Origin of the sequence: Flavobacterium palustre (assembly GCF_014639535.1) — a bacterium.
GTDB classification, from domain to species: Bacteria; Bacteroidota; Bacteroidia; order Flavobacteriales; family Flavobacteriaceae; genus Flavobacterium; species Flavobacterium palustre.
Map to the genome: position 1 here is coordinate 85,961 of NZ_BMGA01000005.1, position 14,247 is coordinate 100,207.

At 34.1% G+C, this 14,247-nt stretch carries 11 protein-coding genes; 10 read left to right on the top strand and 1 reads right to left on the bottom strand.

Annotated features, from left to right (window positions below):
- Positions 1 to 37: 37 nt before the first annotated feature.
- Positions 38 to 508, bottom strand: coding sequence for a hypothetical protein (locus tag IEV84_RS10855; RefSeq protein WP_188494312.1), 471 nt, complete (start codon positions 506 to 508; stop codon positions 38 to 40).
- Positions 509 to 723: 215 nt separating this feature from the next.
- On the opposite strand from IEV84_RS10855, the gene IEV84_RS10860 reads away from it, so the two are divergent.
- From IEV84_RS10860 to IEV84_RS10905, 10 genes are all read left to right on the top strand, one after another.
- Positions 724 to 2,124, top strand: a complete 1,401-nt coding sequence (locus IEV84_RS10860) for a DUF1800 domain-containing protein (protein WP_188494313.1) — start codon at positions 724 to 726, stop codon at positions 2,122 to 2,124.
- A gap of 25 nt (positions 2,125 to 2,149) precedes the next feature.
- Positions 2,150 to 3,316, top strand: coding sequence for a DUF1501 domain-containing protein (locus tag IEV84_RS10865; RefSeq protein WP_188494314.1), 1,167 nt, complete (start codon positions 2,150 to 2,152; stop codon positions 3,314 to 3,316).
- Between the two features lie 72 nt (positions 3,317 to 3,388).
- A complete protein-coding gene (locus tag IEV84_RS10870; RefSeq protein ID WP_188494315.1) occupies positions 3,389 to 4,279 on the top strand; it encodes an EamA family transporter in 891 nt (296 codons plus the stop codon).
- A gap of 223 nt (positions 4,280 to 4,502) precedes the next feature.
- Entirely contained in the window at positions 4,503 to 4,781 is a 279-nt protein-coding gene (locus IEV84_RS10875; protein ID WP_071185240.1) for a DUF2805 domain-containing protein, read from the top strand.
- A 101-nt stretch (positions 4,782 to 4,882) separates the two neighbouring features.
- Positions 4,883 to 6,739, top strand: coding sequence for a M61 family metallopeptidase (locus tag IEV84_RS10880; RefSeq protein ID WP_188494316.1), 1,857 nt, complete (start codon positions 4,883 to 4,885; stop codon positions 6,737 to 6,739).
- Positions 6,740 to 6,821: 82 nt separating this feature from the next.
- Positions 6,822 to 7,532: a DUF4369 domain-containing protein gene (locus IEV84_RS10885; protein ID WP_188494317.1), complete on the top strand. Its 711-nt coding sequence runs from the start codon at positions 6,822 to 6,824 to the stop codon at positions 7,530 to 7,532.
- 160 nt (positions 7,533 to 7,692) lie between these two features.
- Positions 7,693 to 11,760: a response regulator gene (locus IEV84_RS10890; RefSeq protein WP_188494318.1), complete on the top strand. Its 4,068-nt coding sequence runs from the start codon at positions 7,693 to 7,695 to the stop codon at positions 11,758 to 11,760.
- Positions 11,757 to 12,569 carry a CheR family methyltransferase gene (locus tag IEV84_RS10895; RefSeq protein ID WP_188494319.1) on the top strand — a complete coding sequence of 271 codons (813 nt, stop codon included), beginning with the start codon at positions 11,757 to 11,759 and terminating at the stop codon, positions 12,567 to 12,569. Before IEV84_RS10890 ends, IEV84_RS10895 begins: the two co-directional genes overlap by 4 nt.
- A complete protein-coding gene (locus IEV84_RS10900) occupies positions 12,566 to 13,129 on the top strand; it encodes a chemotaxis protein CheB (protein ID WP_188494320.1) in 564 nt (187 codons plus the stop codon). Before IEV84_RS10895 ends, IEV84_RS10900 begins: the two co-directional genes overlap by 4 nt.
- Positions 13,116 to 14,210 carry a sensor histidine kinase gene (locus IEV84_RS10905; protein WP_188494321.1) on the top strand — a complete coding sequence of 365 codons (1,095 nt, stop codon included), beginning with the start codon at positions 13,116 to 13,118 and terminating at the stop codon, positions 14,208 to 14,210. Before IEV84_RS10900 ends, IEV84_RS10905 begins: the two co-directional genes overlap by 14 nt.
- Positions 14,211 to 14,247 lie beyond the last annotated feature (37 nt).

The window sequence follows — 14,247 nt, forward strand, 5'->3', positions numbered from 1 at the left end:
TTCTAAAAATGAGACGGCTTCCTGACTTTGAAATAAATTAAAGTCCTAATCGTACGCTGGGGGTACGTACACCTATTTGAGTATTTATCCTCGTACTTGTACTTGGAGTCCTTTGATAATAAGCAGGCTGATTGTATTGGTAATAATAAAATCGGGCGTGTGTGTAAAAATAATCGTCGTGATGGCAATGGGCATCGCAATGATCATAATGTTCGGTATAAACCTCTTTTTTACTGGTAATATAAGAGCGGTAGGCTTTTCTGTCTCTTTCTTTCAATTCTTTTTCATAGGCTTTCTGTTCTTTCCAAAAAGCTTTTTCTTCCGACTTGGTTTTTGCCTCAAAACGCAACTCATATTGCGCATCTTCGACACCTCTTTTATGGTAATACGAAAGTTTATCAGAACCGTTACGGCTATTTATTTCGGCTCCCGTCTGAGCTTCCTGAGCCTGAACCGTTAGCATTGTTCCTAAAAAAAAGAATCCGAATAAGCTGTTAATCCTTTTCATAATATTCATTTTTAATTATCGTTAGTAATAGTATTTCTATAATTAAGACAACCGTGAATAATTTTACCCTACCCTAATGGAAAAATAAATTGCGTATTTTAGTTTTTTTTAACTCCATTAAACCTTTTTGACACTTTAACATCTTAACTGATAACAACCTATAAAAAACCAACCCCGATACCGAAGTTACGGTACGGAACTAAACCTAATCAACTATGAATCCTAATACGCTATGGTCCCTCCGTTTAGGTTTTTCAAACCAGCAAGCTACAGCAATTGAAAAAATGGGAATCGAAAAATTCCTGGATGCTTCGTTTAAAAGTAATTTTGACAACAGCATTCCCGATTTTTTAAAAGACAGCCCGAAAACTTTGGCTGATTATCGTGAACTACGAAAAAAAGCAAAAGCTCTTACCGAAGATCAAAAAAAAGAAATCCAAAAACAGGAAGTCCTCACCTCATTAGAAATGAAAGCCTGGTGGCTGGACAAAATGATGCACAACAACTATCCTTTACAGGAAAAAATGACACTTTTTTTACACAATCATTTTGTTTCAACCTATCAAAAAGTAAAAGTCAACTATTGGATTTTCGAACACAATCAATTGCTGCGAAAACACGCTTTTGGCAATTTCAAAGAATTAACGAAAGCCATGTTAAAATCCAACGCCATGTTGCGTTACTTAGACAATGTTGATAATCGAAAAGGCAAAATCAACGAAAACCTGAGTCGGGAATTACTGGAGCTCTTCACTTTGGGCATTGGCAACTACACCGAAGAGGACATCAAAAACGGCGCTAAAGCATTGGCAGGATTAGGAATTGGTGAAAACGGAGGTGTGTATCGGGACAAATTAGCCGACGATTCAGAGATTATCTACTTTGGCAAAAAAGGACATTTTAAGGTTGATGACATTGTTGATATTATTTTTAAGCAAAAAAACAGTCCGTACCTTTTTACCCGAAAAATATTGCAATGGTTTATTTATGACAATCCCAGCGAAAAACTGGTGACTTATTATGGTGATTATTTCAGGAAACAAAATTTTGAAATAAAACCTCTGTTAGAAAAAATTTTCACCGAAGAATTTGATAAAAAAACCGCTGGTTCAAAAATTAAAAACCCTCTGGAATATAGTTTACAATTGCTTTCCGAATTGCACATTAATCCCCGAAATAACCGACCAATAGTGGTTTTTCTAAAAAGCCAGGGCATGGATTTATTCAATCAGCCCAATGTAAAAGGCTGGGAAGGCGGAAAATCCTGGCTGACTTCTCAAATCTACTTGCAACGCAACAATCTGGCGGATTTGTACTGCAGCGGAAGGGAAAATTTCAATCAGAGAACCATGGCTAACATGATGGAAGAAAATCCAAATAACAATCGTGCTGCGCTGAGAAAAACGGTCATTCAACTGGATTGGAAAAAAGGAACTAACAAGGAAATCATCAGCGAATTATCCGATCGATTATTGTTTCAGGTGGACAATGATACCCAAAAAGATTTCGAAAACATCATAAAATACGATTTTGATTTTAATGCTCAAAATGCCCATCAGGCTGTCTTAAGACTCTTCAACGCTATGGTTAAAGAACCTGAATTTCAATTAATTTAAAAGCAAACTTCTAACAATACCGATTATGAACAGAAGAAATTTTCTATCGCTTACAGGAACACTAACCGGAGGAGCCTTGTTATTACCTGATTTTTTATTTGCTTACGGTTCTCAAAAAAACTTAATTGCAGGCAACCAATGTCTGGTTTTTGTACAATTGAATGGCGGAAATGACGGACTAAATACTTTTATCCCTTTTGAAGATCCTTTGTATTATAACTTTCGCCCAAAAATTGCTATTTCTAAAAATGAGGTCATTTCCACAACCAAAGGCATGGGATTTCATCCTGCATTAAAGGGATTTGCCCAAATGCAACAAAACGGCGATTTATCGGTAATCCAAAATGTGGGTTATCCTGAGCCGAATCGTTCGCATTTTAGAAGTCAGGAAATTTGGCAAACTGCCTCGGATTCTGACAAATACATTAATGAAGGCTGGCTGGGACGCTATCTTGATTTACAATGTGTGAACCATACACCTACAGCCGGAATCAACATCGATTCGATCGATAATTTATCGCTAAAAGGAGATAGTCCTAATTCCATAACCGTAAAAGATCCTGACCGATTTAAGATTAAAAATACAAAAGAAGAAACCGGTGTATTATCCGAGAATGCTTCGTTGGATTTTGTTCGAAAAGTAGCCAATTCGGTCTTAGAGGGTTCTGAAGAAATTCAAAAAGCCCTTACCCAATCGACTACCGAAACATCTTATCCTAAAAATGCTCTGGGGAAAAATCTGGAATGGATTGCCCGATTGATTAAAGGCAATTTGAATTCAAAAGTATATTACACTTCGCAGGGTGGTTATGATACACACGACAATCAATTGGTAATCCAAAAAAACAAATTCAACGAATTAGACAGTGCTGTTTTTAGCTTTTATCAGGATTTAAAGCAGGCTAATTTACTGCAAAATGTAACCATCGTTGTATTTTCAGAATTTGGACGAAGAGTCAAAGACAACGGTAATGGAACCGACCACGGAACGGCAGCCCCAATGTTTGTCATTGGTGGACAAAACCGTGGAAAAGTGATTGGTAACAATCCTAATCTTGCCGATTTATCTCAAGGGGATTTGAAATACCAAATTGATTTCAGATCCGTTTATGCCAGTTTGTTAAAAGAGAAAATGGAATTTGATTACACTAAAATCGGAATTAAGAATCCGGCATTACAAGGTTTATTTTAACAACATTATAACCTATTTTTCGTCTTATTTATTCCTGTTATAGCCTACTTTTGCAAGTTCAAAAATCATAACATGATTCAAAATAAAACACTAAAAGGTGTCCTATTTGTAGCATTAGGGGCCAGCAGTTACGGTATGCTGGCTAGTTTTGTCAAAATGGCTTATCAGGAAGGCTACACCACTGCCGAAGTGAGTGGCGCTCAGTTTTCGATAGGTCTATTTACAGTTTTGCTCTTAAATATTTTTCGAAAAGTAAACAAGAATACCAACGAAGTAAAAATAGCCAGACACCAAATCCTGCAACTCATTTTAGCAGGAACTTCAATGGGATTTACCAGCGTATTTTACTATTTATCCGTGCGTTACATCTCGGTTTCCATTGGAATTGTCTTATTGATGCAAACGGTTTGGATGGGCGTTTTACTCGAAATGTTCTTAGACAAAAAAAGACCTTCACTGCAAAAAATAATTTCAGTTGTTATCACTTTAATAGGCACAGTACTGGCAACTAATTTACTCCATAACGAAATTACTTTAGACTGGCGTGGTTTCTTTTGGGGATTATTAGCCGCTGCGGCATTCACAACGACAATGTTTGGAGCGAATAAGGTGGCTGTTGAAATTCCTTCAATACAACGCAGTTTTTTTATGCTTATCGGAGGAACTTTAATTGTAATATTATTTGGATTTATCACACAAAATACGCCTTTTAACTATTACATTTTCCTTAAATGGGGTATTATACTGTCTTTATTTGGCACTATTATTCCTCCTTTCCTGCTCAATACCGGATTTCCGCTTACAGGAATTGGATTGGGCAGTATTGTTTCGGCTTTAGAACTTCCCGTTTCGGTGACTATGGCTTATTTTTTATTAGCCGAAGAAGTTAACTGGTTACAATGGCTGGGTATTGTACTAATTCTTACAGCAATTATTTTGATGAATATTCGTTTCAAAAAATAATTGCATTTGCTTTTTTATACGCTAAAAACAGCTAAAAAAAGAACGCAAAAACAGCTAAAAAAACAACAGGAGTCGCAGCTAAAGAGAATTTGATAAAAAGTAAACAATCACACAAAAAAAACAAACTTTTGAATTGAAGTAATTATTTTTTTTATTAATATTGAAATCTATTACTGAATCATTTTAATTTAAAAAAAAACTATTTAGAATTAATTTTCACCTGATGAAAAAGAGTAACCGTAAAGAACTGACTTGGGAACAAACTGAAAAACTTGTTACATTGGCCTTAGAGGAAAAGAATCCTTTTGAAATAATCAAAAAAGAATTTGGATTGGCTGAAAAAGAAGTTCTGGAAATTATGAAGAAAAAGATGCCTCTGGAAAAATTTGAGATGTGGAAAAAGAAAGCTACAGCTACTAAACCTAAACCTAAGCCGCTTAAAATTGATGATTTTGATGACGATTTAGATGGAAAGTATTATATCAAAAATAAATTAGATTAACCTACCGTAAAAGCACTCTCAACCTGAAGTGCTTTTTTTAATTTTCATAAGTTGTAAAGCATACAACAGTAAAAACTATTGCACCGAAACATCCCTTAAACATGAAAAAAACTTTTTTAGTCCTGGCAATTGCCGCACTGTTTTTCAACTATCAAACTATTGATGCCCAAACTCCTAAAGGGCAAATGATTCAGGTAGGCATTAATTTGAATGAGGTTACCAACGATCAGGTTTTAGTAACCGTCAATGCGCCTAAAAGCAATAGTGACGAAATTATCTATCGCATTCCTAAAACAGTTCCCGGAACTTACTCGGAAGACAATTACGGTAAATACATCGAAAACCTGAAGGCTTACGATAAAAAAGGAAACTTACTGACTGTTAAAAAAACCGACGAGAATTCCTGGTCTATCAGCAAAGCTAAATCTTTAAGTAAAATCACCTACTTAGTCAACGATACTTTTGACAGCGAAAAAGGAACCGGTTTTGGTCAGGATGATGTTTTTTCACCGGCAGGTTCTAATATCAATGCAGGGGTCAATTTTATGATTAATACGCATTGTTTTGTAGGCTATTTTGACAATTTCTTAGCCACACCTTATCAGGTTTCGATAAGTCATCCTGCTAATTTATTGGGAAGCACATCGATGGTTGACAAAGACAGCAGTACTACAAACGATGTTTTTGTTACTTCACGCTATGCCGAATTAGTAGAAAATCCCATCATGTATGCAAAACCGGATTACACTACTTTTAACGTCGATGGTATGGACATTCAAATTTGTGTGTATTCACCAACAGCAAAATATACTGCCGAAAGTATTACTGCTGAAATGAAAACCATGATGACGGCTCAGAAACATTTTTTAGGAAAAATTAACGCTACCGAAAAATACACTGTTATCCTGTATTTGTCGAGTTTAAAACCTGATGATGCCCGTGGTTTTGGTGCTCTTGAACACCCAACTGCCACTACAGTAGTATTGCCAGAAATGATGGAAAAAGACGAATTGGTTAAATCAATGATGGACGTGGTTTCTCACGAGTTTTTCCATATTGTAACGCCTTTAACCATTCATTCTAAAGAAATTCACTTTTTTGATTACAATGCCCCTAAAATGTCTCAACATTTATGGATGTATGAAGGTGTAACCGAATATTTTGCCAATTTATTTCAAATCAACCAAGGTCTGATTTCAGAAGAAGATTTCTACAACAGAATTGCCGAAAAAATCGAAGGCGCCCGGGTACTGAATGACACCATGCCTTTTACCGAAATGAGTGCTAATGTACTCAAACAACCTTACAAAGACCAATACCTGAATGTTTATCAAAAAGGAGCTCTGATAGGAATGTGCATTGATATCATCATCAGAGAAAAAAGCAACGGACAGCGTGGAATTTTGGATTTAATGCAAAAATTATCAAACGAATATGGTGTTGCAAAACCATTTAATGATCCGGAACTTTTTGATAAAATTACCGCTTTGACTTACCCTGAAGTAGGCGATTTTTTAAAGACTTATGTTGCAGGATCTACTCCTATTCCGTATGATTTTTATCTGGCAAAAGTAGGATTGGCAAAATCCATTGTACAGATGGCAGCTCCCGTTTTTATTAAAGGTCAGACACCTTATGTTATGGTAAACCCTAATAATAACGAAATTAGTGTTGTCCCAAATATGGATTTGAATGTATTTTTTACCAATTTGGGATTAAAAGGAGATGATGTTATTTTAGAAATCAACAACGTAGCTTATTCTTATGACAACATTTACGACATGATTAATCAGAGTGATAAATGGAAAGAAAACGAATCCATTACTGTAAAAATAAGACGTAACGGTAAGGAAGAATTGCTTACAGGAACCGTAAAATTACCTTATGAAGGGAAAGAAAAAATAGAAGTTACAGACGATTCTAAAAAACAATTAAAAGAAGCCTGGCTAAAAGCATAATCTAAACATCAAAACGCAAATCAAGAATTATCTATTAGTTTGTTGAACTATTTTCTTTATTTTGCACAAAATCAATTCATCAATGAAAAAATCAATTCTCGCATTAATTACGCTGGCACTTGTTGTTTCTTGCAACAAAAAAGAGCTTAAAGGAAACTTAACCATTACAGGAAATGTCAAAGGACTAAAAGAAGGAACTTTATACATTCAAAAATTTGTTGACACAGCCTTAGTTGCTATCGATACCATTAAAATTGACGGAAGCTCCCATTTTGAAAGTAACCTTGATTTAAAATCACCTGAAATGCTTTATCTGTTTTTAGATCGCGGTGTTAGCAATTCCTTAGACAACAATTTGATGTTTTTTGCCGAACCGGGAATTATCAATATCGAAACTAATTTAGACGGTTTCCTTTCCGAAGCCAAAATTACAGGTTCAAAAAATCACAATTTATACGAAGATTACAAAAAAACAACTTCGAGATACAAGGATGAAAATCTGGAACTGATTGAAAAAAAATTCAAAGCTATCAAAAGAAAAGACCTTAAGGCGATTGACAGTCTAACAAAGTTACAAGACTTAAATCTAAAACGTAAATACTTGTTTGCGGTTAATTTTGCAATGAACAATAAAGATTATGAAATTGCTCCTTACATTGCTTTAGCCGAAGTCTATGACATTAACGTTAAATATTTGGACACGATTAAAAACGCAATGTCGCCTAAAGTAGCACAATCTTTATACGGTAAAAAACTAACCGAATATGTAGCTAACATCAAAAAATCCAATTAAAAATTCTACATAATTCAAGTACTAAAAAAGCATTTCAGACCATAACTGAGATGCTTTTTTGCTTTTTTTACAAATCTGATTCTTTCCAATCATTTTAATCTCAAAAAATAAAATGTCTCCAAAAAAATAAATATCTTAGCTATCTAACCTACTTATTACTATGTGGAAAAATCTATCTTTTAAAAAACAATTAATCTTAATTCTCTTAATACCCGTTAGCGGACTACTGTATTTTACAATTACCAATATTAACACCACCTATCAAAAAAAATTAAGAATTGAAAACAGCAGCCGGCGAATTGAGAATATTGCGCTTTTCTCTGAAGGCATTATGCTGATTAATAACGATAGAACACTAAGTGAATACTCCAAATTTAATCCGGATAAAAAAGAGGAATTAGAACTCAACAAGACCAATACTCTGGAATGGTTTTCTAAAATAAATACTACTGATAGTGTTGTTCTTAAAAACATTGAAGAAGCGAAAAAAATATTTAATCGCATTCATTTTAGCACCAACAACAGCACTACAACTCTAACAAACTTTGACGAATATTCTACTTTAAACAATATCCTGAACAATTTAATTGACCGGGAAATTGTCAATTCTAACAATGCCAATCTGACCAAACTGGCTAATAATTTCAAATCTTATATTGATTCAAAATCGGCAGCAAACCTGATCAGAGCGATTGTTTTCGCTAAATTAACCGACAAAGCAGTTCAATTTCATTTAGATACTTATTTTGAAAATATAAAAAACCAAAATAGAAATGCTGATTTTAAATTAGAAAATTACAACGAACTGAACATTAATGATGCAATTATTCGATATAAAAAATCAGCAGAATTTCAATCTTTTTTGGCTACAGCCGAAGCAGTATTAAAAAACAATTCTACAATTACACCCGAAACCTGGTGGACACAATCAACTGCTGTAAACAACCGGCTCAATGACTTAAAAATTCAAAAACTCAATTTTACCATTCAGGCTACAGAACAGGAAAGAAACGCAACTGTTTTAAGCACCATAATTGCATTAATAGCCTTTTCATTACTGCTATTGATAACCGGATTTTTAATTTATAAATTAATTCGTAATACTTCTAATTCGCTCAATACAATTACTTATGCTATAGAAAAAATTGCAACAGGCAACAACCAACACAATTACCAACTCTCTGGTAATACTGAACTTAACTCCATCCGAATTTCTATGGAAAAACTAACGGATGCTACAAGAGAGCAAATTGATTTGGCTACAAAAATCAGTTCAGGAAATCTGGGCGACACCATTAAAGTTCGCAGTAAATCAGATACTTTAAACGAGTCGTTAAACGCCATGTCTTTAGAGTTAAAACGACTTAAAATTCAAGCAGAAGCCAACAGTTTATTAGAAAAAAACATTGTCGAAATTAACAACGCTATTATAACTTCTAAAGAAATCAATGATTTTGGGGCCAATATCAGTAAAATTCTAAGCCATCAAACCCATGCTTGCCAGGCTACTTTTTACACTACCGATTACATTGACAAAAAAGACAATCTGATCAAAATTGGCAGTTATGCTGATGATAACAATAGTCCGGCAAAAATTGCTTTTGGAGAAGGATTAATTGGCGAAGCAGTTAAAAACAACGAACAAAAATGCCTGAATAATCTAGACAAAGAATACTCTTTCCTTACTTCATCGTTAGGAAAAGCAGCTATTTATAATGTTTTGATTACTCCTGTTGCATACAAAAACACCATTATAGGCGTTATCGAAATTGGCTCTTTGAACAACTTTACCGATGCGGATAAAAAATTACTGGAAAGCTTAAAAAACTCCTTAGGCAATGCAACAGCTGTTTTTATCCGAAATGAAGAATTAAAAATTTCTGTTGAGGAAATCAATCGTAAAAACAATATCTTACAGGTACAGGAAGAAGAATTAAGACAAAATAACGAAGAACTCAACAAACACAGTTTATTGCTGCAACAATCGGAAGAAGAACTAAAAAATCAGGCTGCCGAATTAGAGCAAACGAATGCCTATCTTGAAGAAAAAAGCAGGGAACTGGAAACGAAGAACTACGAAATTGAGAAAAAAAACAGCGACCTTATTATTGCACAGGAAGAACTCAATATAAAATCGGAAGAAATTGCTCAGGCCAGCAAATACAAATCGGAGTTTTTAGCCAATATGTCGCACGAATTAAGAACGCCACTGAACAGTATTTTAATTCTTTCGGATATTTTAAAAGACAATACATCGGGCAATTTGACTAATGCGCAATTAGAAAACTTATCGGTAATCAACACCTCCGGAAAAGATTTATTAGACCTGATTAATGATATTTTAGATATTTCTAAAATCGAAGCCGGAAAAGTCGAAATTCATCCTGAAAACACGGTTACAGAGCGTATTTACTCAGATATGGAAGGACTTTTCAAAACGCAAATGCAGAAAAAAAACATTCGCTTTGAAACTGAAATTACCGAAAAATGTCCAAGAGAAATTTACAGCGATGTAGGCAAAATTGAACAAATTCTTAAAAACTTTTTATCTAATGCCTTAAAATTCACGCCCGACGGAGGAACCGTTTCGATGACTTTTGACTGTGCTGCCGAAAACTGGAACTACAGCAATCCACAATTGGCATTATTGAACAAAAACGAAATATTAGCCATTGCAATCAAAGACAACGGAATTGGAATATCTGAAGAAAGTAAGAAAAAATTATTCCAGAGTTTTCAGCAGGCCGATAGCTCAACCAGCAGAAAATATGGTGGAACCGGTTTAGGATTATCCATCTCTAAACAATTAGCACAATTACTCAACGGAGAAGTGTTTTTTGACAGCCAGCTCAATAACGGAAGTACTTTTGGGGTTTTGATTCCAATAAAATACGAGGAAAACAGCAACATTACTAAAACAGAACCAATTGCTGTTACAGTTCCCGAAACTGTTGTTAAAGAAACACAAATAGAATCTGAATATCCGAAAGCGAATGACGAATTTGTAGATCTTTCGGCAAATATCAACGACGATCGAAACTTAGCCGATTTTGATGATAAAACTGTTTTAATTATCGAAGACGATCCAAACTTTGCCGAGGTATTACTACAAGTAGCTCATAATAACGGATTTAAAGCCATTATTGCTCATCAGGGTGAAACCGGTTTTCAATATGCTAAAAAATACAATCCTAAAGCCATTATCCTGGACATGAAATTACCCGGAATTGACGGATGGACAGTTTTAAAATGGCTTAAAGACGCCCCTGATTTAAAACACATCCCGGTACACGTAATGTCAGGAATGAAGAGAGAAAAATTAGCTAAAGAAATGGGTGCTTTTGATTTCTTAGTCAAACCAATTACGCCCGAAAAACTTAAAAATGCTTTTCTTTCTATCGATGAAGAAATCAACAAAGTATTCAAAAAAGTACTGATTTTAGAAGATGATGAAAAATTAAACTATTCAATCAAACAATTGCTGCACGCCAATGACAAGAACACCATTTGCATTCAGGCGTATTCCCGTTCAGAAGCCGAAAACATTCTGACTAATGTTGACATCGATTGTGCCATAATAGACTTGGGCTTACCTGATTCTGACAATGTAAAAGCCATTTCTGAATTAAAAAGCATCTCTAAAAACAAAAACATAAAGATTATCATCAATACGGGGAAAAACTTATCGGATAACGAACAATTAGAACTTGAAAAAAGTGCGGACAGCATTGTAATCAAAACCAATAATGCCACCGAAAGATTAAAAGATGAAATTTTATTGTTTTTAAACAAAATAGAAACTACCGAAAATACCGAGTACAAAACAGCTCCAAACTTAACCGGAGGTGCTATTTTAAAAGACAAAAACATTCTGATTGTAGATGATGATATCCGAAATATCTATGCGTTATCGGCCGCTTTAACCAGTAAAGGTGCTGTAATAACCACTGCTTTTAACGGAATAGAAGCATTGAATGCCCTCGAAGAACATCCAAGTTTTGATATTGTACTGATGGATATTATGATGCCGGAAATGGACGGATTTGAAGCCACTAAAAAAATCAGAGAAAATCCAAAATGGAAAAACGTACCCATCATTGCCTTAACTGCTAAAGCCATGAAAGGTGATCGTGACGAAATACTAAAAGCCGGAGCGTCTGATTACCAATCAAAACCTATTGATATTCAAAAACTTATTTCTTTAATCAGCATTTGGATTTATAAATGATAACTTTAAACGAACTGGACGAATTGCTTTTTACCATAAAAAAACAATTTGATTATGATTTTAGTGATTATTCCAAAGCATCAATGCTCAGGAGAATCAATCGTTTTATGACTATTAACAACATGAAAAACGCTGTGGACTTAAAATTTGAACTCATTAACAAACCAGCCATATTTCAGGATTTTATTAATGAAATTGTGGTAAATGTGAGTGAATTTTTCAGAGACCCCAGTTTTTTTAAATCCCTACAGCAAAAAGTTTTTCCGTATTTAGAAAGTTATCCTAAAATCAATATCTGGAGTGCGGGCTGTTCATTTGGAGAAGAAACTTATTCTTTAAATATTCTTTTAAATGAAAACAATCTGTTTTCTAAAAGTAGAATTTATGCCACTGACATCAGCAGTAATGCTATCGAACGCTCCCGAAAAGGAATTTATGACAATGGTAATTTTAAAGAATACACTAAGAATTACTACGAATGTGGCGGAAAAGAATCCTTAAAAAACTATTTTATTTCCGACGAAAAACACTCCATGATACAATCGGAATTGAAGCAAAATATTTTGTTTTCCAATCATAATCTGGTTGCCGATGGCGTTTTCAAAGAATGCCAACTGATTCTTTGCAGGAATGTATTAATCTACTTTAACAATGAATTACAAAATAAAGCGTTAGAACTTTTTTACGAAAGTTTGCCAGTTCACGGTTTTTTAGCTATTGGAAAAAAAGAATCGTTACGATTTAGCAGTGTTTATGAGAATTTTAAAGAAATTGACCGGGAAGAAAAAATTTATCAAAAAATAAAATGAAACCGGAATTAATAGTAATAGGTGGCTCAGCAGGAGCTTTTGAAGCAATTTTGTCTATTTTAAATCATTTAGACAAAAATATCAATATCCCTATTGTTATTGTTTTACACCGATTGAGAAATACGGTTTCTTCTTTTGAAGCTATTTTACAAAGAAACACTCATTATTTGGTCAAAGAAATAGAAGACAAGCAAAAAATAGAGCAAGGTTGTATCTATACTGCTCCTGCCGATTATCATTTGCTCTTAGAAGAAGATCTTAGTTTTTCGCTCGATGTATCAGAGGCTGTCAATTTTAGTCGTCCTTCAATTGACGTAACATTTGAGTCATTTTCGACAATATTAAAGGAAAAATGCTGCGGAATTTTATTATCAGGCTCTAACCATGACGGTGCAAATGGTTTAAAAATCATAGCCGAGAACAATGGAACAACTATCATACAGGATTGCAACGAAGCCGAATTTGCCATGATGCCCAAAGCAGCAAAAACAATTTATAATCAACATCAAGAATTAAATACCACAAACATAATAAATACATTGAATAATGAATACCGTTAAAAAACATACCCTGTTGTTAATTGACGACAAACCCGCTAATTTAATTGCCTTAAAAAGTATTCTGGAAAGCCCTGACAGAGAAATCATAACCTGCAATTCCGGTAATGAAGGACTGCAAATATTATTAAAAGAAAAAGTTTCGCTTATTTTGGTCGATGTACAAATGCCCGAAATGGATGGCTATGAATTTGTTGAAATCACTAAACAACATCCTAATACAGCTAATATTCCAACGCTCTTTGTAACGGCAATCAGCAATGAAGACAAGTTCATCAACAAGGCGTATGAATTAGGCGCAATTGATTTTTTATTTAAACCATTAAACATTGAAATTACACGAAAGAAAGTAGCTTCCTTTCTGAAAATATGGGATTACGATCAGGAATTGAAAAGGTTGAACGAAAAATTAGTCGCTAAAAATGGTGAATTAGAGCAATTTGCCAATATTATTGCTCACGATTTAAAAACGCCTTTAAACAATATAAAATCCTTAGTTGAATTTATTGAAGAAGAACATCTTTTAGACTTAAAAGAAGAAGCAACCGACTTATTTGACATGGTAAAATCATCGGCTATGACTATGTCAAAACTAATTGACGATTTATTGTTTTATTCTAAAAATGTAGAAAACAACGAAGGAAAAGAAAACATTAATATCCTAAGCGAAATTAATGCAGTGATTAAATTAATTAATCCAGGTAATAACATTCAAATTACAAAAGAAAACCTAAATCACACTGTACGTTTTCAATCGGTGGCATTCAAACAAATTATTCAAAATTTACTATCGAATGCAATAAAATACAATGACAAAGAAATTACCGAAATTACGATTGCATACAACGACGAACTCCAACAAATAGTCCTAAGAGACAATGGCCCCGGAATTCCTGAAAGTCAGTCAGAAAAGATATTCCAAATGTTTTATACCCTTGGACAGTCCTCAAGAGGCGATTCGGGAACAGGAATTGGATTGAATTTAGTTAAAAAACTGGCCGAAAGAAATGATGCGAAAATTTATATCAACAGCCAGTTTAAAAATGGTTCAGAATTTATCCTCTCCGAATTGGAATCTGCATAAAAAAAAAGGAATTGTATCAATACTACAATTCCTTTTT

Bases quoted from the DNA above. Each gene is read 5' to 3' on its own strand.
- IEV84_RS10865 (WP_188494314.1), top strand. From the start codon at position 2,150: ATGAACAGAAGAAATTTTCTATCGCTTACAGGAACACTAACCGGAGGA.
- IEV84_RS10870 (WP_188494315.1), top strand. From the start codon at position 3,389: ATGATTCAAAATAAAACACTAAAAGGTGTCCTATTTGTAGCATTAGGG.
- IEV84_RS10855 (WP_188494312.1), bottom strand. From the start codon at position 508: ATGAAAAGGATTAACAGCTTATTCGGATTCTTTTTTTTAGGAACAATG.
- IEV84_RS10875 (WP_071185240.1), top strand. From the start codon at position 4,503: ATGAAAAAGAGTAACCGTAAAGAACTGACTTGGGAACAAACTGAAAAA.
- IEV84_RS10900 (WP_188494320.1), top strand. From the start codon at position 12,566: ATGAAACCGGAATTAATAGTAATAGGTGGCTCAGCAGGAGCTTTTGAA.
- IEV84_RS10880 (WP_188494316.1), top strand. From the start codon at position 4,883: ATGAAAAAAACTTTTTTAGTCCTGGCAATTGCCGCACTGTTTTTCAAC.
- IEV84_RS10905 (WP_188494321.1), top strand. From the start codon at position 13,116: ATGAATACCGTTAAAAAACATACCCTGTTGTTAATTGACGACAAACCC.
- IEV84_RS10890 (WP_188494318.1), top strand. From the start codon at position 7,693: ATGTGGAAAAATCTATCTTTTAAAAAACAATTAATCTTAATTCTCTTA.
- IEV84_RS10895 (WP_188494319.1), top strand. From the start codon at position 11,757: ATGATAACTTTAAACGAACTGGACGAATTGCTTTTTACCATAAAAAAA.
- IEV84_RS10885 (WP_188494317.1), top strand. From the start codon at position 6,822: ATGAAAAAATCAATTCTCGCATTAATTACGCTGGCACTTGTTGTTTCT.
- IEV84_RS10860 (WP_188494313.1), top strand. From the start codon at position 724: ATGAATCCTAATACGCTATGGTCCCTCCGTTTAGGTTTTTCAAACCAG.